Source organism: Enterococcus xiangfangensis (assembly GCF_005405365.1).
Taxonomy (GTDB): Bacteria; Bacillota; Bacilli; order Lactobacillales; family Enterococcaceae; genus Enterococcus_A; species Enterococcus_A xiangfangensis.
In genome coordinates this window covers 12,890-35,092 of sequence record NZ_BJDX01000003.1, presented here as the reverse complement: position 1 = coordinate 35,092, position 22,203 = coordinate 12,890, and the positions used below count along the sequence as shown (strand labels likewise).

General features: G+C 39.0%; 26 protein-coding genes. 8 read left to right on the top strand and 18 right to left on the bottom strand.

From position 1 onward, the window contains the following. Window position 1: 1 nt before the first annotated feature. Window positions 2–1,000, bottom strand: a complete 999-nt coding sequence (locus FFM68_RS04135) for a D-isomer specific 2-hydroxyacid dehydrogenase family protein (protein WP_137618180.1) — start codon at window positions 998–1,000, stop codon at window positions 2–4. A gap of 294 nt (window positions 1,001–1,294) precedes the next feature. Here FFM68_RS04135 and FFM68_RS04130 point away from each other — a divergent pair, with 294 nt between their 5' ends. Further along, window positions 1,295–2,155: a MurR/RpiR family transcriptional regulator gene (locus FFM68_RS04130; RefSeq protein ID WP_137618179.1), complete on the top strand. Its 861-nt coding sequence runs from the start codon at window positions 1,295–1,297 to the stop codon at window positions 2,153–2,155. 258 nt (window positions 2,156–2,413) lie between these two features. Here the strand turns inward: FFM68_RS04130 and FFM68_RS04125 are convergent, their stop codons facing one another. The 3 genes from FFM68_RS04125 to FFM68_RS04115 all read right to left on the bottom strand — a co-directional run bounded on the left by FFM68_RS04125 (window position 2,414) and on the right by FFM68_RS04115 (window position 5,253). After that, a complete protein-coding gene (locus FFM68_RS04125; protein ID WP_071131627.1) occupies window positions 2,414–3,616 on the bottom strand; it encodes a site-specific integrase in 1,203 nt (400 codons plus the stop codon). Between the two features lie 59 nt (window positions 3,617–3,675). After that, entirely contained in the window at window positions 3,676–3,879 is a 204-nt protein-coding gene (locus FFM68_RS04120; protein WP_048720931.1) for a DUF3173 domain-containing protein, read from the bottom strand. A gap of 141 nt (window positions 3,880–4,020) precedes the next feature. Further along, a complete protein-coding gene (locus tag FFM68_RS04115) occupies window positions 4,021–5,253 on the bottom strand; it encodes a replication initiation factor domain-containing protein (protein WP_048720935.1) in 1,233 nt (410 codons plus the stop codon). A 161-nt stretch (window positions 5,254–5,414) separates the two neighbouring features. On the opposite strand from FFM68_RS04115, the gene FFM68_RS04110 reads away from it, so the two are divergent. After that, the gene (locus tag FFM68_RS04110; protein ID WP_137618178.1) at window positions 5,415–6,227 is read left to right on the top strand and encodes a helix-turn-helix domain-containing protein; all 813 of its coding nucleotides are present in this window, start codon (window positions 5,415–5,417) and stop codon (window positions 6,225–6,227) included. Window positions 6,228–6,500: 273 nt separating this feature from the next. Here the strand turns inward: FFM68_RS04110 and FFM68_RS04105 are convergent, their stop codons facing one another. From FFM68_RS04105 to FFM68_RS04060, 10 genes are all read right to left on the bottom strand, one after another. Next, a complete protein-coding gene (locus FFM68_RS04105) occupies window positions 6,501–6,737 on the bottom strand; it encodes a thioredoxin family protein (protein WP_048720939.1) in 237 nt (78 codons plus the stop codon). 24 nt (window positions 6,738–6,761) lie between these two features. Continuing rightward, window positions 6,762–7,748, bottom strand: a complete 987-nt coding sequence (locus FFM68_RS04100; protein WP_071131630.1) for a permease — start codon at window positions 7,746–7,748, stop codon at window positions 6,762–6,764. A 20-nt stretch (window positions 7,749–7,768) separates the two neighbouring features. Continuing rightward, entirely contained in the window at window positions 7,769–8,185 is a 417-nt protein-coding gene (gene arsC, locus FFM68_RS04095; protein WP_048720943.1) for an arsenate reductase (thioredoxin), read from the bottom strand. Further along, a complete protein-coding gene (arsB, locus tag FFM68_RS04090; RefSeq protein ID WP_071131631.1) occupies window positions 8,182–9,258 on the bottom strand; it encodes an ACR3 family arsenite efflux transporter in 1,077 nt (358 codons plus the stop codon). The genes arsC and arsB overlap by 4 nt, the downstream gene beginning before the upstream one ends. A gap of 21 nt (window positions 9,259–9,279) precedes the next feature. After that, a complete protein-coding gene (locus FFM68_RS04085; RefSeq protein ID WP_048720947.1) occupies window positions 9,280–9,573 on the bottom strand; it encodes an ArsR/SmtB family transcription factor in 294 nt (97 codons plus the stop codon). A 299-nt stretch (window positions 9,574–9,872) separates the two neighbouring features. Beyond that, window positions 9,873–10,943: an ABC transporter substrate-binding protein gene (locus FFM68_RS04080; RefSeq protein WP_137618177.1), complete on the bottom strand. Its 1,071-nt coding sequence runs from the start codon at window positions 10,941–10,943 to the stop codon at window positions 9,873–9,875. Beyond that, a complete protein-coding gene (locus FFM68_RS04075; protein ID WP_137618176.1) occupies window positions 10,940–11,785 on the bottom strand; it encodes an ABC transporter permease in 846 nt (281 codons plus the stop codon). The genes FFM68_RS04080 and FFM68_RS04075 overlap by 4 nt, the downstream gene beginning before the upstream one ends. Then, window positions 11,782–12,591 carry an ABC transporter permease gene (locus FFM68_RS04070; RefSeq protein ID WP_137618175.1) on the bottom strand — a complete coding sequence of 270 codons (810 nt, stop codon included), beginning with the start codon at window positions 12,589–12,591 and terminating at the stop codon, window positions 11,782–11,784. Before FFM68_RS04070 ends, FFM68_RS04075 begins: the two co-directional genes overlap by 4 nt. A 12-nt stretch (window positions 12,592–12,603) precedes the next feature. Further along, the gene (locus FFM68_RS04065; protein ID WP_137618174.1) at window positions 12,604–13,692 is read right to left on the bottom strand and encodes an ABC transporter ATP-binding protein; all 1,089 of its coding nucleotides are present in this window, start codon (window positions 13,690–13,692) and stop codon (window positions 12,604–12,606) included. A 17-nt stretch (window positions 13,693–13,709) separates the two neighbouring features. Continuing rightward, on the bottom strand, window positions 13,710–14,252 hold the full coding sequence (locus FFM68_RS04060) for a helix-turn-helix domain-containing protein (RefSeq protein WP_137618173.1): 543 nt from the start codon (window positions 14,250–14,252) through the stop codon (window positions 13,710–13,712). Between the two features lie 456 nt (window positions 14,253–14,708). Between FFM68_RS04060 and FFM68_RS04055 the strand changes: the two genes are divergently transcribed. From FFM68_RS04055 to FFM68_RS04040, 4 genes are read left to right on the top strand one after another with little or no spacing between them, the layout of a single operon-like run. Beyond that, window positions 14,709–15,707: a YhdH/YhfP family quinone oxidoreductase gene (locus FFM68_RS04055; protein ID WP_137618172.1), complete on the top strand. Its 999-nt coding sequence runs from the start codon at window positions 14,709–14,711 to the stop codon at window positions 15,705–15,707. Beyond that, window positions 15,704–16,426: a phosphopantothenate--cysteine ligase gene (locus FFM68_RS04050; RefSeq protein ID WP_137618171.1), complete on the top strand. Its 723-nt coding sequence runs from the start codon at window positions 15,704–15,706 to the stop codon at window positions 16,424–16,426. The genes FFM68_RS04055 and FFM68_RS04050 overlap by 4 nt, the downstream gene beginning before the upstream one ends. After that, window positions 16,423–16,965 carry a phosphopantothenoylcysteine decarboxylase gene (gene coaC, locus FFM68_RS04045; RefSeq protein ID WP_137618170.1) on the top strand — a complete coding sequence of 181 codons (543 nt, stop codon included), beginning with the start codon at window positions 16,423–16,425 and terminating at the stop codon, window positions 16,963–16,965. Before FFM68_RS04050 ends, coaC begins: the two co-directional genes overlap by 4 nt. 43 nt (window positions 16,966–17,008) lie before the next feature. Further along, the gene (locus FFM68_RS04040) at window positions 17,009–17,593 is read left to right on the top strand and encodes an ECF transporter S component (protein ID WP_167483456.1); all 585 of its coding nucleotides are present in this window, start codon (window positions 17,009–17,011) and stop codon (window positions 17,591–17,593) included. A 45-nt stretch (window positions 17,594–17,638) separates the two neighbouring features. Here the strand turns inward: FFM68_RS04040 and murB are convergent, their stop codons facing one another. After that, a complete protein-coding gene (gene murB, locus FFM68_RS04035) occupies window positions 17,639–18,544 on the bottom strand; it encodes a UDP-N-acetylmuramate dehydrogenase (RefSeq protein WP_137618168.1) in 906 nt (301 codons plus the stop codon). Window positions 18,545–18,627: 83 nt separating this feature from the next. Next, window positions 18,628–19,539, bottom strand: a complete 912-nt coding sequence (locus FFM68_RS04030) for a Gfo/Idh/MocA family protein (RefSeq protein ID WP_137618167.1) — start codon at window positions 19,537–19,539, stop codon at window positions 18,628–18,630. Between the two features lie 197 nt (window positions 19,540–19,736). On the opposite strand from FFM68_RS04030, the gene FFM68_RS04025 reads away from it, so the two are divergent. Further along, window positions 19,737–20,492, top strand: a complete 756-nt coding sequence (locus FFM68_RS04025) for an exodeoxyribonuclease III (protein ID WP_137618166.1) — start codon at window positions 19,737–19,739, stop codon at window positions 20,490–20,492. A gap of 76 nt (window positions 20,493–20,568) precedes the next feature. Beyond that, window positions 20,569–21,102 (top strand): 3'-5' exonuclease, encoded by a 534-nt coding sequence (locus FFM68_RS04020; protein ID WP_137618481.1) that lies wholly within the window; start codon window positions 20,569–20,571, stop codon window positions 21,100–21,102. 110 nt (window positions 21,103–21,212) lie between these two features. Here FFM68_RS04020 and FFM68_RS04015 read toward each other — a convergent pair whose 3' ends face one another. Together FFM68_RS04015 and tsaE are read right to left on the bottom strand one after the other, a co-directional pair. Beyond that, window positions 21,213–21,734, bottom strand: coding sequence for a GNAT family N-acetyltransferase (locus FFM68_RS04015; RefSeq protein WP_137618165.1), 522 nt, complete (start codon window positions 21,732–21,734; stop codon window positions 21,213–21,215). Then, window positions 21,731–22,195, bottom strand: a complete 465-nt coding sequence (gene tsaE, locus FFM68_RS04010; RefSeq protein ID WP_137618164.1) for a tRNA (adenosine(37)-N6)-threonylcarbamoyltransferase complex ATPase subunit type 1 TsaE — start codon at window positions 22,193–22,195, stop codon at window positions 21,731–21,733. Before tsaE ends, FFM68_RS04015 begins: the two co-directional genes overlap by 4 nt. Window positions 22,196–22,203: the final 8 nt, after the last annotated feature.

Sequence of the window (22,203 nt, the reverse complement as noted above, 5' to 3'; positions counted from 1 at the left end):
TCTATCTGACATGCGTGCTTTTCGCTTGGACTGACCGTTCAGGAACTTTTCCGACGACAACATCTTCGACATCTCGGAGACATTTCGCGCCCATTTCCTGTAAACATTCCATCGTATAAGCTGAAGTATGCGGCGTCATAACTACATTACTAAAAGCCAGATAAGGATGATCTTTGCGACCAGGTTCTTCTTCTAACACATCCGTTGCTAATCCTGCGATTTTACCTGATTTTAAAGCGGTAACAATTGCTTCTTCGTCAAGCAACGCCCCGCGAGCGCTATTAGATAAGTAGACATTGTCTTTCATCTGTGCAATTTCTTCAGTAGAGATCATATGATAATTTTCTTCATTGAGGCTGGCGCTAAGACAAATAATGTCCGCTTCTTTTAATAGTTGCGGCAAATCAACTTTCTTAGCACCGTGACTTTCGATATGCAAAGCCGATTTATACGGATCGTAGGCCAAGACGTTGCATCGAAAACCATTTCGCAAAATCTCGACTACACAACTTCCTGTATTACCGACACCGATAACACCAACTGTTTTGTTGAAAAGTGTCCGACCAACGAAATTTGCTCGATCTTCCCATTTATCATTTTTAACACTTTGATTGGCTTCAACGGTTTTTCTTAAAAGTGCCAACAGATTTGTAACATTATTTTCTGCTACTGCATCTCGTTCAACTAAAGCTGGAATGATCGAAACAAGTGTGTCATGCTTACGTGCTGCTTCAATATCAATATTGTTGTAACCAATACCATGTCTTGTAATTAAAATAAGTTCATCTTTATAATCAAAAAATTCCTGAGTAAAAAATGGTGTGACACTCGCAATAATGATATTGTACCCTTGTAACAACTCTGCTAATTCACGTCCGCCGATTTCTCCATCAACCGTAAACGAACGAACATCGCCGATTTTCTCAAGCTGCTCCAGCTGGTCATGAAAAATTTTGCCGAAACTACTTGAATTTACAATTGCAATTTTGTATTTTCCCATCCTAAAGCTCCTTTTAGTCTTGCTTAGCTACTGACTGACAACTTCAATCTCACTCAACCAAGTCTTCTCTTCTTTTATATAATTCCCCCTTTTTCCTTTAAACCGCAGAAACATCATCCAATTTGACCTTACACAGCCAGAAATCGCTTTCTGATAGCGCATTCATGTTATAGTCTTATTATACAAAAAAATATTTTTTTGTATAATAGAAAAAAGAAAAAATATTTTTGTTGATTTTTTTTTTTTTGCGAGTATCTTAAGGTTAACTACTTATCAAATAAAGGAGGAGCACAAATGGCTAGCCCGATTCACCTGCAAATAAAATCGATGTATACAGACTTTAGCCCAAAAGAACAAGCGATTGCTGACTATATATTGGAAAATCCAAGCAAGGTTAGTCATAGCTCGATCAGCGACCTTGCCGCCGAATTAGGCATCGCTGACTCAACTTTTTTTCAATTTACAAAAACATTAGGATTTAGTGGCTTCAAAGATTTTAAGCTGGCGTTATTGAAACAAGAGAATGATTTGTCCGCCGTTACGATTCACGAAAATATTCAAAAAAACGATTCCGAGTTAGTGATGGCCCAAAAAGTTTTTGACTCAAATATTAAAACGCTCACCGATACAAAAAAACTATTAAATGAGGAAGATCTAAATGCCGCAGTCAAAATAATCTCTGCCTCTAGACGGCTGTATTTCTTTGGTGTCGGCGGTTCAGAGATCGTTGCGACCGATGCCTACCACAAATTTTTACGCTCGCCTATTCCTGTAGGTCACAGTACCGATTACCATATCCAATTGATGGAAGCCTCATTATTAACCGAAGCAGATTGTGCCATTGTGATCTCTCATTCTGGCAAATCAAAAGAAACGATCCACATCGCAAATGCGGCTAAAAAATCAGGCGCAAAAGTGATTGTAGTCACCAGTCAAGCAAATTCACCGCTGGCAAAATTAGGCGATGTCGTCTTCATCTCGATCTCAGAAGAAATCGAATTTCGTTCCGAAGCCCTTGCTTCACGAATCGCTCAGTTAAGCATCATCGACTCGCTTTATGTGATTTTGATGTTCCATAACCGTGAAAGCGCGCAAGAAACGATCGCAAAAGTCCGCGAAGTAATCTTAGGACTAAAAGAAAATAAAACCGACTGATAAACAATAAAAAGCCCATCTAGCTAGTGACTAGTTAGATGGGCTTTTATCGATGCAATAGTGATTTAGGGAACAGACCCGCTGAATCAAAAAAGGCTGAACTAACTATAGTCCAACCTTTCTCCTATTTTCCCATTGATTTAACATCATTTTAACTAAATTCCTCTATTATTTCCTGTACATCTTCAACAGGAGCAACTCAACCAAAAGCACTGGTACAAAAGCATTTGTCTGTCTTCTGGTAGCGCAGTGGAAAACTCAGACTGGTAATAAATTGTCATTTTTTGAAAGAATAGCGCCCTCTTGAACATTATCAATCGCATTTACCACTTGTTGATCTGACTTCGCATATAAGTGACCGTAAGTTCCTAAAGTGATTTGGATATTCGCATGGCCCAATCGTTCTTGAATCGAGAGCGGTTGAATGTTCTGCTCAATCAGAAATGCAACATGAGAATGTCGTAGCGCGTGAAGCTTAATCGGTTTGACGCCCGCTTTTTTAGCAGCTTCTTTTAACCAGTTTGCAAAAGAATAAGGTGGCGTAAAGGTTCCGTCCAACTGAGCAACATATTCAAAATTTCCAATACGTTTTTGCAAGTCATACCACTGTCTGAGCTTTAATGAAAGTTTCTTTCCCATCCCAATTGTTCGATAAGCGCATTTAGTTTTTGGAGTCGAAAAGTGCCAATCATTTTTTGTATTATAAATTAGTGTCTTCTCAATCGTTATCGTGTTTTTCTCGAAATCTACATTTGACCAAGACAAAGCTTCAAGTTCTCCAATCCGAATGCCAGTATAAAAGAGCATTTCATACACAATCTTCCGATGGTGGGTTTGAATCTTATCGTCCTTCAATTCATTCATCACTTTTAGAAACTCACTGTGTTCCCAAAACTCAACTTTCTTATTCTCAGAGGGAAGCGAAGAAACATCTTCAACGGGATTTTTAGCAATCACCCCCTCTTTAACAGCCCGATCCAATACAATCTTTAAGTGTCCCCGAATCCGATTGATATAAGACTTTGATAACGTTTCGCCATTGACTTTTTTCCGTGAATTACGTGACTCTGTCTGGCTTAGTTCAAATAGCCAATCCTCAATATCGTGACTTGTAATATCTCGAACACGAAAATGATAGAAAAACTGCATTCGCTTTTCGAATATAAATTGCGCATTCTCATATGTTTGACTTTTCACCTGTCTCTCATACCATTTTACAAACCTATCCTTGTAAAACTCTTCGAAAGTCATTTGATTGGTAGAACACAGTTGATTAGGAACTGTCTTGTTAAAATCATGTGTTTCCATGTACTTGTCATAAGCAATTTTGGCATCTTTTTGTGAAGCATAGCTTCGTTTAGTCTTCTGAACCTTTCTTCCATTTTCATCTATACCTAGATATGCTCGAAAGAACCATTTTTTTGTTTTTTTGTCTTGATAAATATTTTTAATTTTTGGCATCGTACCATTCCTCTCTATACTCGAGAAAATCTACTTTAATTGTACCGCGCTTGTACTGTTTATTCCGCAACTTGAACGTGGAAAAGATGTTCAATCACTCGAGATGGCACCACACCAACTTGGCGATTGTTATAAAAATCTATACCTTCAACCCTTGCAAGATACGTTTTGCTCTCTTTAATCATTCGTGCAGCTTGACTAGGTTTAAAGCCCATCTCTATCAAAATTGCACGATTTACCATGAAATCACATTTTGTTTCCATTCTCTCACCCCCTGATACTTTACTCCTTTTAAATTAATCCTCTTTATAATCAATTGTTTCTCATTCAATGGTTGTGTTATACTCGTCTTGTCGAGGCGGAGTACGTTGCACAACTTGTTGTGTAAGCAGTACTTTGCTTTTTTAGTAGCTTGTTTTCTCATTTGATATACTTTGTAGTTTTCGTTCATAATACTCAACCTCCTCCTGATAATATTCTGGGTCTGCCTTCATATTTTGGAGAAGTTTAATCTGTCTTGGATTCATTTCTCCTTGTTCAATAATCAAAGACAACAAGGAAGAATGAAACGTTTGATCCACTTGTGCTATAAAAGCTAGCGATGGCGAAACACCATGAATTAACCAATTCATACTTTTCTCAAAGCTTTGAGGAATTGTCTCTAAAGAAATAGTGATTGCGCCACGATTGTCAATAAAGGCTGCCCATTTGGCATCGACTTTTGCATCTGGATCATTTGGATCACGGTCATAAAAACAAATTGCTCCATTAAGTAACTCAAAGAACAGTTTGGTTAAATCATGGGATCTTGAAATAATCTTTGCCAAGCTTTGTGCTTTCTCTTTTCGATACCGTAGTTCAAAGCGATTTTTCACTTCTGCCTCTTCAAGTGGTATTCCTCTTCGCTTTCGTTGTTCATAATCCTTCTGATAAAAACAAAAGCGACATTGACTCTTCTTTGAGCCTAAATACAAGGTCTCGCCATTTGATTCATTATTTGTGATATCCGTCCCGCCATGAGATTCACTCACTTGAAACGTGGTCCATACATGGCCTAGTGTTACTTTACGCTTTAGTTCTGGAATGCTGAGACTCCCCACAAAATCATCTAAAGTAAAATCAATCCGTGTAAAGTTTCCCTGATAATCTAATACCTTACGGAAGAACTCTTGCCAGTTTGATTTTGCGGTTTTCAAACGCATGGCAAGATGTTTACAGCCTTGACCTGAAAACTCCATTACGGTTCCTTTTACCGTATCGTCAATGGAATACCGAATCGTGATTACTTGATTCCAAACATATTGCCCAATATAGCCCTTTGGTGCATAATCCAATTCCTCAAAGCGTTCAATAGGCATGCCAATAATCTCTTCAATCAACTTTAAATGTTGATTCGAGAAAAAGTGAATGGTTAGATAATCAATCAAAACACGATTAACTGGAACAACCTCTTCTTGCAAACTATCCAGTATAAGAGTCAATTTTTCTGCACTTAATTGTCTCGTTCCTTTTTCTACTTTCGATAATAACGATCTCGAAATCCCCACTTTTTCTGCTAAATATCGCTGGGTCCACCCCCTTTCTTCTCGAGAAACTCGAATGGCTTCACCGAGATCATGTTGATTAACTTGGTTCATAGACAAACCTCCTTCTGCTATTTACTTGTCAAAGAACCGATAGACTTATTTTAAGTACAAATCAATTGTACGCTTGTATTTATTTTAAGTCAATAGACTTTGACTTTTTTTAAGTACACAAGTATACTGAATTTAAGAACTCATCATGAGGAGGAGTTTTCATGGAGATAGACAAGCAAGCAGTTGGCAATCGAATTCGGCAGATTCGCCAAGAGTTAAAGTTGAGTATGGAGAAATTTGGCAAACTAATTGGTGATTTACCGCGAAGTACAGTCAATAACTGGGAACGTGGGATTAACCTTCCAAAAACCGAAACCCTTCACCAAATTGCAGAAATAGGCCATGTCACCAACGAATATCTTTTGTATGGTGAGCAAGAAAACCAATACATTTTAGAAATGCTTCAAAAGAAGGCAGGTAAGCTTGATCCTAAGATTGAAGGACTGATAGTAGACGAACTGAAACAAGCAGATTTTGTCAGTGAAAAAGAAATGGATCGAATGGTTGAATTTTTTATTACAAACCTCATTCCACCAACTGAACAAGATCAGTTTACTTTCCAATGTATCGACGAGAAAAAGCGGCTTTACCTTGGTTCAACTAATTTTGGTAAAGAAGCGCAGCTCTATTTACACCATGACAATCAAAATCATATTCTGCACATGATGCCCTTTACCTTCTCCAACTTTAGTGTGGATCGCTTACTCGTCTATTTAGCAAATCAAGAATCCTATTCCTATTTTGGGAAACATTTGCCAAAGAAACTAGTAGAAAAGGCCATTCTTCTATACTCAATCAATCAATCAACCGGCGATGTGCGAATTGCTCCGTTGGTCTATTCAAAAGAAACCGCTTCTTATCAGTACACAGAGGACAATCAATACCTACTAGAACAGCAATATCTCTATCTACCATTCGTGATGGAAGTCGAGAAAGAACGTCTGTTAAACGCAGCGTATCCATCATCAAAATAAAGTGACAAGCTCTATAAGCATGTGACAAAGAAAACACTGCTAGGACACTCCCAAATGGGTAGTTGTCCCAGTTTCCTGTTCTTTGTTAGCCCCCTGTTAGAACCGGGGGCTTTATTCATGCAGTCCGGCTGCGCCTCCCTGCAATAGACAAAACTCCAGATCGGGTAATTCGCTTGTGGCGAAACCCGACCTGGAGTTTGTCTTTACAGTATTATTTTATGCTTCTTTCGAATATCTCCAAGCATTCAGTGATTTATCTATCTTTGATCTCTTTTAAGCCTCTTGCAATAACTCCTTGATTTCCTTTGGTTTTGCAACTCGGCCACTAACAACTAATTTATCATCAATAATCAGTCCTGGCGTCTTCATCACACCAGCTTTCACGATTTCAGCCATATCTTCGACTTTTGTAATTGTCGGCGTAATGCCTAACTCCGACACTGCTGTTTCTACATTTTCTTTTAACTTTTGACAGTTTTTACAACCTGGACCTACAATTTTGATTTCCATAATTATCTAATCCCCCTTAACTTTTTATAAAGCTATACTATTGAAAGTAAAGCCAATCAATAAAATACCTACAATACAAATTGTGATAAAGATTCCTAACAATTTAGGTTTAACCACTCTACTTAACATGATTAATGACGGCAAAGACAACGTTGTGACAGACATCATGAAAGCCATCAAAGTTCCCACTGGCACCCCTTTTGAGAATAGCGCTTCTGCTATTGGGAGAACACCAAAAATATCTGCATAAATTGGTGCCCCAATTAAGGTCGCAATAATCAGGCCAAACGGATTATTATTACCTAGGATGCTTTGAATAAAACTGGTCGGAATCCAATTATGAATGAGCGCACCAATCCCAACCCCAATTAATACATAAAGCCAGACTTTACTAGCAACCTCCTTCACTTGCCCCCAACCATAAGCCATTCTTTTTTTTATGGTATAGGTTTCAACTTGGCTAAGACCTTCCTCCATCTCGCGAATATAATCTTGAATTTCATTCTCTAGGTGTAATTTATCAATGAGTGTACCTCCAATTACAGCTAGCAGTAATCCTAAAAGAACATAAGCTATCGCAAATTTCCAGCCGAAGAAAGACATTAACAGGATAATTGAGGCAATATCAACCATTGGTGAGGAAATAAGGAAGGAGAAGGTTACTCCTAACGGTAATCCAGCGGTTGTAAACCCAATAAAAATTGGAATGCTAGAACAACTACAAAAAGGCGTGACTGTACCCAAAAGTGCTCCCAGTAAATTCCCCTTCCAACCTTTTAAGCCACCCAACAATACTTTGGTTCTTTCAGGTGGAAAAAAAGTCTGAATAACCCCCATGACAAAAATTAAGATCGTTAATAAGATAAAAATCTTAATTGTATCAAACAGAAAGAACTGAAGACTTGCCCCTATCTTGCTATCGATCGAAAGTCCAAAACGCTCAACTAATTTTCCCATCAAATCATTTAGCCAAACCATTTTTAGTAATTGATCGCTAATCCAAGTCCACATACCTTCCCCCCCCTTTTGAATTAAACATTTAACTGCTTCGATAATTCAATCATTCTCTTTTCGATTTCATCTCTTGTGTCTCGGAAAGCACTTCTAATTTCTGCCTCAGATCCTTTCGCTTTGGCAGGATCTACTAAGTCCCAATGAAGGTGAGTGCTTTCCTTTGGAATCATGGGACACTTATCTGCTGCGTCACCGCAAAGAGTGATAATCATGTCAGACTGATTAAAGTAGTCCAAATCAATCAAGTCAGATGTTTGATTCGAAATATCGATTCCAGATTCTTCCATTACGGCCACTGCTCTAGGATTCAGACCGTGGGTTTCAACTCCAGCACTTCGGATTTCCCAAGAATCATCTAAGTATTTTTTAGCAAAGCCTTCCGCTATTTGACTTCGACAGGAATTGCCCGTACATAAGAAATAGATTTTTTTCATTCATTTTCTCCTTTTGTTGGGAACCAATCTTTCGTTCCATTTATCAATTTGACTAATAACAACATAACAGGTACTTCTGTTAGAACGCCTACTGTTGTCACAAGTACAACTGGTGAATTGACACCGAAAAGCATAATTGCTACGGCAACCGATAACTCGAAAAAGTCGGAAGCACCAATCAAAGCTGCTGGCGCTGCCACATTATGAGGCTGTTTTGTCCATTTACAAGTAAAATAAGCAAAGTTTGCGGTAATAATATTTTGTAAGACTAAAGGAACGGCAATCATGAGAACATGAAACGGATTGTTTAAAATAATATCCCCCTGATAAGTAAAAATGATTACCAATGTCAATAACAAGCCAATGGTTGTAATGGAGTCAAACTTTGGTAAGAAGCGATTGTTAAAGTAATCAATTCCCTTACGTTTTATCATGAAGTATCGCGTTAATGCCCCACCAACTAACGGTACTAGCACAAATAGTAGTACGGAGGCAAAGAGAATATTCCATGGTACAAACACACTATTTACTCCTAAAAGGAAGGAAACAATTGGTACAAATAGGACAATGATTAATAAATCGTTAATTGATACTTGAACCAAGGTATGCGCTGGATCACCTTTTGTAAGGTTTGACCAAACAAAAACCATAGCGGTACATGGCGCTGCCCCTAATAAAACGGCTCCAGCCACATAGTCTTTTGCTAAGTCTGCTGGGATAAAATTGCTAAAAACAACATAAAAGAAGAAAGATGCTAAGCCAAACATCAAGAACGGCTTAATTAGCCAGCTTGTAATGCTAGAGATCATAATCCCCTGATATGTTTTTCGGACATTCAGTATTGATTTAAAATCGATTTTCATCATCATTGGGAAAATCATAACCCAAGTTAAAACGGCAATTGGAATATTTGTATTTAACACTTGATAGCTTTCTAATCGGTCTGCGACACTAGGTAAAAACTTTCCGATTAGCATGCCTGCTGCCATACATAACAATACCCAAACCGTTAGATACTTCTCGAAGAAATTAATTGCAGGTTTTTCAGTTACTTCCGTAGATACATTGTTCATTCATAAGACTCCTATCGATTACTAGCTAATTGATTTTTCTTTGATAAGAAGTTCCTTCAAAATTACTAGGAAATCCTCAACAAAATCTTCCTGTAAAGCGTAATGATGCCATTGACTCTTTTTCGTTACTTTGACAATTCCTGCCTTCTCTAAAAGCTTCATGTGGTGTGATAATGTCGGTTGAGTAAAGTCAAAATTCTCCAACACTTCACATGCACAAAGAGAGTCAGCTGTAGAAAGTAAGTCAACAATTTTCAACCTTTTTGGATCAGCTAAGGCTTTCATGATGGTAGCAATCTGTTCATAGTTTTCCATGGAGGGCCTCCTATTGAATTGTATATAGATAATTATCTATATACAATATAGATGAACGTCTATATACGGTCAAGCGTTTCTGTCTTTTTATTTTCAACATCGTCTGGTAAAAATCTCTATCGTAAAGCTCTTCTAGTAAAGTATCTCTGGTAGAAAAACGTGGTAGAAAAAATAAAATAACACAAAAAAAGCGGCTTTTCAGCCGCTTTTGGTAGAAGATTGGAAAACTCAGGTAGAAAAAAGACGATTTTTAGCTTTTTAGAACGTTGATAAATCCCCATTCTCGCTGAGTTTTGCCATTATCTCCTATACATCTTAAACTCTAGGTACAGGTCATTGTAAATGCCTAAATATTTTGCGCCTAGGTTTTTATAGACTTCTAAGTGGTTGATGGTTTCATCGTCTGGATAAAATTGCTGGTCGTCAGCAATACTTTTTGGCAGCATTGCTAAGGCTTTTTTGTTTGGTGTTGAGTATCCGATGTATTCTGCATTTTGCTTAGCAATCGCTGGTTTCAACATGAAATTAATGAAATCGTAGGCGCCTGCTTGGTTTTTAGACGTTTTAGGAATCACGATATTATCGAACCAGAGATTTGATCCTTCTGGCGGAATGACATAATGAAGGTGTTCATTTTCTGCCATCATGTCAGCTGCTTCACCGGAAAAGGTCACCGCTACCGCACTTTCTTCATTCGCCATATACATCTTGATTTCATCGGCTACGATGGCTTTGACATTTGGGGTCAAGTCATTCAATTTTTTGGTTGCTTGTGTTAACTGTTCCATTTTTTTGCTGTTGATCGAGTAACCAAAAGTTGTCAGTGATAGCCCCATCACTTCACGAGCACCATCGATCAGCATGATATTGTTTTTTAATTCTGGGCGCCAAAGATCTTCCCAATGTTTGATCTTCTCTCCATCGACGAATTTATCATTATAAACGATGCCCAATGTTCCCCAAAAATAGGGAATCGAATATTGATTTTCACGATCGAAAGCTAAATCTAAAAAGCGCGGATCGATATTTTCTAATCCATGGATCTTCGTGTGATCTAAAGGCAGCAATAAGTTTTCTTTTTTCATCTTTTGGATCATGTATTCGCTAGGAATAGCAATGTCATAGGCCGTTCCACCTTGTTTAATCTTTGCCTCCATTGCTTCGTTGGAATCGAAAGTTTCATAATTCACTTTATATCCATATTCTTTTTCAAATTGTTTGATTAATTCAGGATCGATGTAATCGCCCCAATTATAAATGTTCAACACTTTAGAACTGGCGTTAGAAGCATGATTCAAACGAACGACTAAAAAGGTCAATAAAAGAATGATGGCGACAACCCCAATGAAAAGCGACTGCAATTTTCTCATTTCAGTACTGCCACCTCCTCAAATTCCTGTTTCCGTTTCCGTGCTTTTTTTGAAGTATCGCGGCTAATAAAGTAATAGCCTACTACTAAGATTAAAGAGAAAATAAAGACGAGTGTTGATAATGCATTGATTTCCAGACTGATTCCTTGGCGAGCTCGTGAGTAGATTTCAACCGAAAGTGTCGTAAAGCCGTTGCCCGTCACAAAGAATGTTACGGCAAAATCATCTAATGAATACGTGAACGCCATGAAATAACCCGCGATGATCCCCGGTGTCAGAAAAGGCAAGATGATATTACTTAATACTTGAAAATTATTTGCGCCTAAATCGCGTGCCGCATCGATCATTGAATCGTTCATTTCTTTTAGTTTTGGTAAAACCATCAAGACGACGATTGGAATACTAAAGGCAATATGCGACAGCAAAACACTGACAAACCCAAGTTGGAAGTTTTTTAAAACACTACCTAACATGGTGAACAAAATCAAAAAGCTGGCACCAATGATAACATCTGGCGAGACCATTAAAATATTATTCAAACCTAGCAAAATGTTTCGTGAGTTGCGTTTGCGCGTATAATAGATTCCCATCGCACCAAATGTTCCGATAATCGTTGCTAAAAGTGCCGATAAAAAGGCTAGAACAAATGTCTGAACAACAATCGTGATTAAGCGCCGATCAGAAAAAAGATTTTGATAATGTTCCCAAGTAAAGCCGGTAAAAGAGCTCATGTTCCCTGCTTGATTAAATGAGTAGAAAATCAAATAAAAAATCGGGATATACAGCAAAATAAAAACAAAGATCAAATAGATTGTTGACCAAGAGAAATTTTTTCTTTTCATTTTATCCGACCTCCTTTACGTTTTTCACCCGTTAACATCATCACGATGAACATCGCCACGATCAAAATGACTCCAATCGTTGAACCCATCCCCCAGTTTTGGGTAACTAAGAAATGTTCTTCAATCGCTGTTCCTAAAGTAATCACTCGATTACCACCGATCAAACGGGTTAACATGAAGAGTGACAGTGACGGGATGAAAACAGCCTGCACACCACTTTTGACACCGTTCAATGAAAGAGGAAAGATCACCCGACGGAATGTATCAAAATTATTTGCACCCAGATCACGACTAGCGCTGATTAGTGACGGATTGATTTCTTCTAATGCATTAAAAATCGGCATAATCATAAACGGCAGTTCGATATATGCTGCCACAAACATAAAACTAAAATCCGTGAATAATAGCTGCTTTTGTCCGATCCCAATAAAACTTAGAAAATCATTGACTGAACCATTGGCACTGAAAATACCGATAAATGCGTAAGCTTTCAATAACAAATTGATCCAAGTCGGCAAAACAACGAGTAATAATAATAGTTGGCGATGTTTTAGTTTTGATAAAAAATACGCCGTTGGATAACTGATTAAAAGAGTCATCAAAGTGATCAAAAAAGCAAACAACACGGAATTGACGGTCATCATCAAATACGTTTTTGACGTTAAATACGTTTGATAATTACTTAACGTAACATTTCCATGCATATCAAAAAATGATTGATAGACGATCAAGATCACCGGCGCAATGACAAAGAATAAAAGCCAAAAGAAATAAGGAACTGAATAAAATCGCCGCATACTTTTCATTGTGCTTTCCTCCTAATCTTCATAGCTTTCTAAGCGTGCTTCAAAATCTTCTTCGCTTTCATTGAAACGCATCACGTGGATGTCTTCAGGTTCAAAAGATAAGCCGACCTTGCTGCCTTTTTTCGCTTTTTTAGTTGAATGGACCATCCATTCATTGCCATCAGCATCGATACAATTCATTTCGTAATGCACTCCGCGGAACAATTGAGTGTCCACAGTTACGACTAATTTGCCATTTTCAGGAGTTGTCAAAGTTAGATCTTCAGGACGTAAAACGACTTCAACTGGTTCATTAGGCCGCATTCCGCCATCAACACATTCAAAATTTTTCCCGACAAATTTGACTAAATTATCTTCCACCATTTCACCGGTCACAATGTTGCTTTCTCCGACAAAATCCGCCACAAAATGATTGATCGGTTCATCATAAATATCAACAGGAGTCCCACTTTGAACGATTTTTCCTTTGTTCATTACAAAGATCTCATCACTCATCGCTAGCGCCTCTTCTTGATCGTGGGTCACAAAAATAAATGTGATGCCTAAGCGTTTTTGCAGCGCACGCAATTCGTATTGCATATCTGTTCGCAACTTTAGATCTAAAGCCGATAATGGTTCATCCAACAATAAAATCTTCGGTTCATTGACGATTGCCCGGGCGATCGCTACACGTTGCCGCTGGCCACCGGACATTTCCGTGATCTCACGATTTTCATAACCTGGCAGCTGAACAAGTTTTAAGGCTTCCAAAACTTTTTTTTCGATTTCTTGTTTCGATAATTTTTTGATTTTCAGCCCAAACGCAACGTTGTCAAACACATTCATGTGCGGAAATAGCGCATAATCTTGAAAGACTGTGTTCACTTGACGTTTGTTGGCGGGGATATCATTCATTCGTTTGCCTTCAAAAAAAATCTCGCCTGCACTCACATCGGTAAACCCGGCGATGATCCTTAAAATCGTTGTTTTCCCACAACCTGAAGGCCCTAATAATGTATAAAACCGCCCCTCTTCAATATCAAAATTGATTTTTTTCAATACGGGATCGTCATCATCGTACTGTTTGCTGATATCTTTAAATGAAATAATTGTGTTTGCCATGACTTCACGTCCTTTTTCTATAAATAAGATTCTGTAGCAACGATCAAAACTTTGCTGATCCCTGCCGCTTGATTTTGCAACCGATGCGGTTTGCTGGCTTCATAATAAATACTTTCGCCTTTTTTTGCTTCATGTAACGTTTCACCAAACTGCAAGGCGACCTTTCCTTCTAATACATAGATAAATGTTTCTGAAAGCGACGGAGTAAATTGTTTGTATTGACCTTTTTTTTCAAGCGTCAATAAGATTGGTTCCATTTCTTTTTCATTTGATTCCGGAATCAGCCACTTGATGTGATAGCCATGTTCGTCATCACTGTAAAATGTGGTGTCCTCTTCTTTGTAGACGATTTTTTGATCGTCTGTTTTTTGTTTGAAAAACTCTGCCGGCGTCACGCCTAAAACTTCCAAAATATCAAAAAAAGACTCCATTGATGGAGAACTTAGATCTCGTTCCAATTGAGAGATATATCCTTTAGACAAATCGGTCCGTTCTCCCAATTCTTCTTGCGTCAAATTTTTTTGAATCCGTAAATTACGCAGCTTCTCGCCAATCTCCATGGCCTTCACCTCAAATCAATTAGTCTGCTAGTGAGACATTTGCTCACTGCTCTTCATTTACCATCATTCGACTCCATGCAAAAAAAGCAAAACAAACGAAACAACTTTCATTTTGTTTGCTAATAGTAAACTTATTGTTTAATATGACACTACTAAAGTATACGAATTTTTTGTTGAAAATCAAGTTTTTTAACTATTTTCATAGAAAACTTCTCTCAGAAATCAAAGAGAAAAGAAGTTTGCTTTTTCCTTCATTTCCGCTAAGATAATAGTAACCGATTCTGCTGATTTTACTTTTGTCAGTTTACATCGTTTGATCATTGCGTTAAATTTATAGTTGCTTCATGTAGACTAAATTTTATCCAAAAAAAAAAACGAATTTTTTCGGCTTAGTGACGGATGAATCACCTATTTTTCCAATCAAAGCTGACTATTATAAAAATAGGAGGAAAAAAAATGACTGAGTATCGCCGTTTACGCGTAATAAAAGATGAGACCGTTCACACAATCATCGAATCCTTCACCCAACCTGAGATCGATGAAGGCGACGTTTTAATTGCTGTGAGTTATTCTGGGATCAATTACAAAGATGCCTTGGCTACAAAAGCTAATACTGGGGTGTTAAGAGACTATCCAATGACTCCCGGTGTCGATTTGGCTGGAAAAATCATCGCTTCAAAGGATGACGCTTTTCAAGTTGATGATTTGGTGTTAGTAACAGGCTATGGACTAGGAGTTAAACAAGATGGCGGTCTAAGCGATCTGCAAGTCGTTCCCGCTGCTTGGTGTGTGAAATTGCCGCAAGCATTATCAGAAAAACAAGCGATGACTTTCGGTACAGCCGGTTTTACAGCAGCACTGGCAGTCGATGCGTTGCAACAACACGGCCGCCTAACTGCCGACAGCCGTGTGTTGGTCACTGGAGCGACTGGCGGTGTTGGTGGATTTGCGTTGCATTTTCTAAAACAGATTGGTTGTAAAGAAATTACCGCATTCAGTCGAAAAGAAGATCAGCAAGACTACTTAAAACAATTAGGTGCAACAGCAGTCCTTTCACCTGCAGAATTATTCCCAGAAAAAAATCGACCTTTAAATAAGCAGCTCTTTGATTTCGTAGTCGATACTGTCGGCGGCGAAACACTTGCACAAGTCATTCCATTTGTTAATTACGGTGGCAGTTTGGCTCTTTGCGGCAATGCCGGCGGGATCAAATTGACTACCACCGTCCTGCCTTTTATTTTACGCGGAGTCAATTTATTGGGAATCGACTCCGTCGAAGCTTCAACAGCTCACCGCGAAAAACTTTGGCATAAACTGGCGGATGAATGGTCCGTGCCAGCGGCTCTTCAAGTTCAACAAATTGATTTAGCACAAGTCCCAGAGACAGCCGATGCTCTGTTAGCAGGAAAACATGTAGGCCGTACGATCGTTGCTTTAGGAGGAAAAAATACGTGAGAATCTTAATTACTTCAGGTGGAACTTCAGAAAAAATCGATGATGTTCGTGCTATTACTAATCATTCTAGCGGAAAATTAGGCAAAGCAATCGCAGAAAGTTTTGCCAAAGAAGACGCAACCATCGATTTGATCACTACACAGCTTGCAGTGAAACCTGAAGGAAATATCCATTATCATTACATTGAATCCACGGCTGATTTGGAAAAAACGTTGAAAGCCTTGATGACTGCGAATTCTTATGATGCAGTGATCCACAGTATGGCTGTCAGCGACTTTACTCCGGAAAGTTCCGTGACACTTGAAGATCTTGAGACAGCGGTTGCCACACAACCAGCAGATTTGCCAAAAACTTTAGCGGAAATCGCAAATCAACGAACAGAGAAAAAAATCTCTTCTGATACAGATCATTTGGTGATCGTTTTAAAGAAGAATCCAAAAATTATTTCTTTGATCAAAAAATTGCAGCCACAAACGATCTTGGTCGGATTTAAACTCTTAGTTGATGTACCGATGATCGAATTGTTAAATGTAGCAAAAGCCAGTCTTGAAAAAAATCAAGCAGATTTTATTTTAGCGAACGATTTAGCGGAGATCGATGGTGAAAAACATCATGGGTATCTGATCAACCGCCAGCATAAAGTCAAAGAAGCTCAAACTAAAACTGAGATTGCAGAGTTGATCAAAAAAGAAGTCATGAAATTGGAGGAAACACGATGAAAACTATTTTGTTAGGCGTCAGCGGCAGTATCTCCGCATATAAAGCAGCGGATATCACCAATGAATTGACTAAGATGGGGTACAAATTAGACGTGGTGATGACTAAAAGCAGTACGGAATTTATCACGCCATTGACGATTCAATCATTATCACATCGTCGTGTTCATCTTGATGTGATGGCAGAACCAGATCCTGCCTTGATCAATCATATTACTTTAGCAAAAAATGCAGATCTATTTCTTGTGGCTCCTGCTTCTGCTAATACGATTGGCAAATTAGCAAACGGAATCGCGGATGATTTATTATCAACTGTAGCTTTGGCCTTGTTGCCAGATACGCCTAGAATTATTGCACCAGCAATGAATACCTACATGTATCAAAATCCGATTGTTCAACGAAACCTTGCAACTTTGAAAGACGTTGGCTATCAAGAGATCGTACCAAGAGAAGCATTACTAGCTTGCGGTGATTATGGTCGTGGTGCCTTAGCAAATGTTTCAGACATTGTACATGTAGTAAATTCGAAATTAAAGGAGTAACAAATTGAAAGAGAACAATGTAAGAGGCTTTACTTTAACCGCAATGTTTTTAGCGATCATGATCATCTTAGCGGTCACCCCGCTTGGCTTTATCCCGATTGGTCCGATCAATGCAACGACTATGCATATTCCCGTTATTATCGCATCCATTGTCTTAGGGCCGCGAATCGGCGCTGGATTGGGAGCAGTCTTTGGTGTGATCAGTTTGGCTCGGTCAACGATTTTTATCACACCGATGTCGTTTGTCTTTTCTCCTTTTATTGCAAATCCATTGACGAATCAAGGCGATTGGCGAGCGTTAATAATCGCTATTCTTCCTCGGATATTGATCGGTGTTGTCCCCTATTTTGTTTATCAAGGACTTCACCACTTGATGAAACAAAAAGCACGACCGGTCAGTTTATTCATCGCTGGCTTGGCTGGCTCAATGACCAATACCATTTTGGTGATGAACTTGATCTTCTTTTTCTTTAAAGACAGTTATGCCAATGTTTTAAAAGTTGCTGCTGATGCTGTCTATGGCGTCATCATAGGGATCATTTTTGGCAGTGGCTTGGTTGAAGCAATCGTAGCCGGCATCGCGACTATGGGTGTGTGCGCTGTTTTATTACGCTTAATGAAAAAATAAAAAATGCTTGATAGAAATCATCACTGACTTCTATCAAGCATTTTTTTATTTTGGATCTTCACCCAGAATCCGGACTTCTGTTTCTAGTGCCACGTCAAATTTTTCTTTGATTATCTGTTTGATATGAGCAATCAGCTCAATATAATCAGTCGCTGTGGCGTGATCGATGTTCACAATGAAACCGGCATGTTTTTCAGAAATCTGCGCGCCGCCCCAAATCAATCCTTGTAAGCCTGCATCTTGAATCAATTTTCCAGTAAAATGTCCCACTGGGCGCTTGAAAACACTGCCACATGAAGGGTATTCTAACGGTTGCTTCAACTCGCGCAACTCTGTGAGTTCAGTCATTCTTTTTTTAATCTGTTCTGGATCACCAGCAGTCAGACTAAAACGCGCGCTCAACACGATTGCTGGTTGATCTTGGATCGCTGAATGACGGTAAGAAAAGTTCATCTGAGTTTTGTCCCACGTTTCAAAAGTTCCATCAGCTAACAAAACATCAACAGATTCAAAAACATCTTCTAATTGTCCATCATAGGCTCCTGCATTCATAAAGACTGCACCGCCGATACTGCCAGGAATACCGCAAGCAAATTCAAAACCGGTCAAAGAATGTTCCAAAGCGACATAGGTTGTATCCGTTAGTTTCGCTCCAGCTTGAGCAGTAATCGTATGGTCCTCTACTTGAATTGCTGTCATATCTGACAGCATAATTACTACACCGCGGATCCCGCCGTCTTTGACGATCAAGTTACTGGCATTGCCTAAAACGATCCATGGCAGATCATTTGCACGACAATAATCGACTAACGCTTTGACTTCTTCATTGTCTTTCGGAAATGCAAGAGCATCTACCGGTCCACCAGTCTTCGTAAATGTATAATTCATTAAAGGTTCATCCAAAAGGATTTTCAAATTGGGTAATGCGTTGATCAGTGCTGTTGTTTTCACTTTGATAAGCCTCTCTCGTTCATTACGGGTAAATTTTTCAAACGTCCTTGCCATTTTAGCACGCGAATAAAAAACTTACCACCCTATAATTGATGACGGATATGCTGTTGAAGCATTTGCTCGCACAATTCATGGCTTAATGAAACGTCCGCCTGTCTCAAATCAACATCTTTTCCTTTTAAAGCTGCAATGAATTGGAGCACTAATTGTTCAAATCCGCGTTTTTCTAACGTCGTCGTCCAATCGCCAAAACGCTGCACTTCCTCTTTTTGGCCACGTTTGATGGTGAGATCTGTCAGTTGCTCCAAGATCATCGTTTGTTTAGGCGAGTTGACTTGGTAGCGTTCCATTTTGCCGCCACTCATCAGATCCATTGACAGCAAGCACTCACTAGTTGCCGTCGAAAGTTGCATCTGCGCATACACCATCTGACCATTTTCCTCGTGAATCTTTGAATGGACGCTCATGATCTCATCATCTAATAAATAGACAGCTGTATCAACTAAATGGATGAACAGATCATAGATCCCGTATTGAACTGCCATCGCATGATCTGGCTCATTTTTCTCTAAGTGAATGACACGCTTTTGTGTCAGCTGTTTTAACCGATCGACCATCGGTGCAAAACGCCGATTGAAGCCCACCATGAATAGAAGATTTTTTTCTTTAGCTAATTCTTGCAACAAACGTACTTCTTGAAAGTCTTCACTGACAGGCTTATCGATAAAAACTGCGACCCCTGCTTCTAAGCATTTTTTAGCGAGTTCAAAGTGAACTCTAGTTGCTGCGTGGATAAAACACGCTTCGATTTTTTGGGTCAATAACTGGTCGATCGTTTCGACGACAGTTTCAAAATGGTGTTCTTCTACCAGCGCTTTTCGGACATCGCTGTTGCGTGTTGCAAAAATAAAGTCTGCTTCTTTGCGTATTTTTGTGTAAGTAGGCAGATAGGCTTTTTGAGCGATGCCGCCAATTCCAATAACTCCGATTTTCATAATGACACTCCTTTTTGGATGATTAGTTTGACCTTAATATGTTGGCTTATTTAGGAAAAGGTAAAGAACGTATTTACTGTTTTTAAATTCTGATTCCTTAAAATATCATTCAGAAAAATAAATCGCACATTCTTTGCATTCTGATTCTTTTTCGTTACAATTAGTCCATGATTGAATGACTATTGGAGGAATGACTTGTGAAATTGATTTCTTGGAACGTCAACGGCTTGCGTGCCGTGATGAAAAAGAACTTTATGGATGTTTTTAATGATTTGGATGCTGACTTTTTTTGTCTGCAAGAAACGAAATTACAAGCTGGACAGATCGAAATGGACTTACCAGGTTATTATGAATATTGGAACTATGCGGAGAAAAAAGGCTATTCAGGTACCGCTATTTTTACCAAACACGAACCTCTCAGTGTTGCTTATGGTCTTGGTGTTGAAGCACACGACAACGAAGGCCGTGTTATCACTTTAGAATATCCTGAATATTACGTGATCACTTGCTACACGCCCAACTCACAAAATGAATTGAAACGTTTAGACTACCGCATGACTTGGGAAGAGGCCTTTTTGACTCATTTAAACCGCTTAAACGAACAAAAACCAGTTATTTTCTGTGGTGATTTGAATGTCGCTCACGAGAATATCGACTTAAAAAATTGGAAAACGAATCAAAAAAATGCCGGTTTTACTCCACAAGAACGCGAAAAATTCAGTACCTTATTAGCAAATGGCTATATTGACACATTCCGTCATTTTTATCCTAATCAAGAAGGGATTTATTCATGGTGGAGCTACCGTTTCAATGCCCGTAAAAATAATGCTGGCTGGCGGATCGACTATTTCGTCGTTTCTGATTATCTGAAAGAACGGCTACAAGATGCTAAGATTCATACCGAGATTTTTGGCAGCGATCATTGTCCAGTCGAATTAGATATCGATCTTTAAAATTTTTGAATCTTTTTGACACAAGACTTTCACCCTTGAATAAATTGTGTTAAAACAAGTTAAAGAGGTGAATCGATTGAATTTTATCGCAATGGACTTTGAAACAGCGAACTATCAGGCTCATAGTGCCTGCTCACTGGCGCTTGTGATGGTAAAAAATAGCCAAATCGTTGGCGAATATTATTCGATGATCAAGCCAGATACCGAGTTTTTCTGGAAAAATATCCAGATTCATGGGATTCATCCAGAAGATGTTGCCAATGCACCAAAATTTCCTGAAGTCTGGCAGGAGATCCAACACTATTATCAAAACAATCGTTTGATTGTCGCCCACAATGCAGGTTTTGATACGAAAGTCTTAGCCGGTTGCTTGGATTATTACCAACTTGCTCAGCCCTCTTATCTGTCTCTTTGTACTGTCCGAACAAGTCGCCGTTTGTTTCCTGAAATGCCGAATCATCGTTTGAATACAGTCTGCCAAGAGCTAAAGATCCCTTTGGAGCACCACCATGATGCGTTGGAAGATAGTCGTGCCTGCGCAAAGATCTTACTTTATCAAGAAGAACATTTTGGCGTCGATCCTTTAAAAAAATTAGTTCTGCCCATGTAGGAAAAAAATACGCAGTTGTTAAGTTTTTAGCGAGCAAACTAATTTTCGCAGATCATCTAGTACGATAATTGAAACAGCGAGGTTGTGATAAAATTCTTGTCACAACCTTTTTAATTGATCAATTTGCTCATTAACAAGACATCGAGAAATTCTCCCTGTTTGTCTTTAGCTCCGCGCACCATCGTAGCCTCGGTTGCAAAACCAAATTTTTGATATAAATGAATCGCCCGCTCGTTTCTTTTTTGAACGGTTAATTCTAACCGCCGCAAAGGAGAGTCATTTTCACTCCAATCGATCACTTCCGCCAATAACGTAGTCCCTAACCCGATTCCCCAAAAATCCTTCAACACACTTATTCCGATTTCTCCAATGTGTGAGACAGTAAATTCTGGTGCAGCTTTAACTGAAGCCATCCCAACGATTTCTTCATCTGCCAAAGCTAGCAAAAGAAGATTGTTTTCACTTTCATATAAATTAGCTAATTGTAGACCCAGCAGTTCTTCTGTTAATCCGAGACCTGCTTCATCCATGATCAAAAAGTCCGTTTCTTCAGCAATCTTTCGACTAACTTGTAATAAAGTAGCCGCGTCAGTCGGAATCGCTTCTCTTAATGTGATCTCGATGGCACTCATGCTTCCCACGCCTTCATGATTCGTGTTTGGAATCGTTGGGCTTGTTCCCCATGGGCAAGCAATTCGATCTGACGCAAATTCTCATCTTGCTCATCCTTTGAAATAAGTAATTCCAAATAATCTTCCGGTAAGTACTCACCTAATTGCTGGCCCCACTCAATAACAGAAAGACCATCCCCTTCAAAATAATCATCCAATCCTAAATCACCTGCGCCGGCTTCAATCCGATAAACATCCATGTGATAAAGCGGCAAACGCCCTTGTTGGTATTCACGAATGATCGTGTATGTCGGACTTTTAATCATTTGCTCGATTCCTAACCCGCGAGCGATTCCTTTAGTCAAGGTCGTTTTCCCCGCTCCAAGATCGCCCGTTAAAACTAAATTATCGCTTGGTTCTGCCGCCCTTCCGATAATTTTGCCTAATTCTTCAGTTGCTGTTGTATTTACTAAGGTTATCACGCTATTTC

Coding starts and splice junctions, on each gene's coding strand:
- FFM68_RS04135 (WP_137618180.1), bottom strand. CDS start 1,000: ATGGGAAAATACAAAATTGCAATTGTAAATTCAAGTAGTTTCGGCAAA.
- FFM68_RS04075 (WP_137618176.1), bottom strand. CDS start 11,785: ATGAAAAGAAAAAATTTCTCTTGGTCAACAATCTATTTGATCTTTGTT.
- FFM68_RS04085 (WP_048720947.1), bottom strand. CDS start 9,573: ATGGAAAACTATGAACAGATTGCTACCATCATGAAAGCCTTAGCTGAT.
- FFM68_RS04080 (WP_137618177.1), bottom strand. CDS start 10,943: ATGAGAAAATTGCAGTCGCTTTTCATTGGGGTTGTCGCCATCATTCTT.
- FFM68_RS04125 (WP_071131627.1), bottom strand. CDS start 3,616: ATGCCAAAAATTAAAAATATTTATCAAGACAAAAAAACAAAAAAATGG.
- arsB (WP_071131631.1), bottom strand. CDS start 9,258: ATGAACAATGTATCTACGGAAGTAACTGAAAAACCTGCAATTAATTTC.
- FFM68_RS04120 (WP_048720931.1), bottom strand. CDS start 3,879: ATGGAAACAAAATGTGATTTCATGGTAAATCGTGCAATTTTGATAGAG.
- FFM68_RS04060 (WP_137618173.1), bottom strand. CDS start 14,252: ATGGAGATTGGCGAGAAGCTGCGTAATTTACGGATTCAAAAAAATTTG.
- FFM68_RS04100 (WP_071131630.1), bottom strand. CDS start 7,748: ATGTGGACTTGGATTAGCGATCAATTACTAAAAATGGTTTGGCTAAAT.
- arsC (WP_048720943.1), bottom strand. CDS start 8,185: ATGAAAAAAATCTATTTCTTATGTACGGGCAATTCCTGTCGAAGTCAA.
- FFM68_RS04055 (WP_137618172.1), top strand. CDS start 14,709: ATGACTGAGTATCGCCGTTTACGCGTAATAAAAGATGAGACCGTTCAC.
- FFM68_RS04015 (WP_137618165.1), bottom strand. CDS start 21,734: ATGAGTGCCATCGAGATCACATTAAGAGAAGCGATTCCGACTGACGCG.
- FFM68_RS04030 (WP_137618167.1), bottom strand. CDS start 19,539: ATGAAAATCGGAGTTATTGGAATTGGCGGCATCGCTCAAAAAGCCTAT.
- FFM68_RS04070 (WP_137618175.1), bottom strand. CDS start 12,591: ATGAAAAGTATGCGGCGATTTTATTCAGTTCCTTATTTCTTTTGGCTT.
- FFM68_RS04110 (WP_137618178.1), top strand. CDS start 5,415: ATGGAGATAGACAAGCAAGCAGTTGGCAATCGAATTCGGCAGATTCGC.
- FFM68_RS04130 (WP_137618179.1), top strand. CDS start 1,295: ATGGCTAGCCCGATTCACCTGCAAATAAAATCGATGTATACAGACTTT.
- FFM68_RS04105 (WP_048720939.1), bottom strand. CDS start 6,737: ATGGAAATCAAAATTGTAGGTCCAGGTTGTAAAAACTGTCAAAAGTTA.
- FFM68_RS04040 (WP_167483456.1), top strand. CDS start 17,009: ATGTTTTTAGCGATCATGATCATCTTAGCGGTCACCCCGCTTGGCTTT.
- FFM68_RS04065 (WP_137618174.1), bottom strand. CDS start 13,692: ATGGCAAACACAATTATTTCATTTAAAGATATCAGCAAACAGTACGAT.
- coaC (WP_137618170.1), top strand. CDS start 16,423: ATGAAAACTATTTTGTTAGGCGTCAGCGGCAGTATCTCCGCATATAAA.
- FFM68_RS04115 (WP_048720935.1), bottom strand. CDS start 5,253: ATGAACCAAGTTAATCAACATGATCTCGGTGAAGCCATTCGAGTTTCT.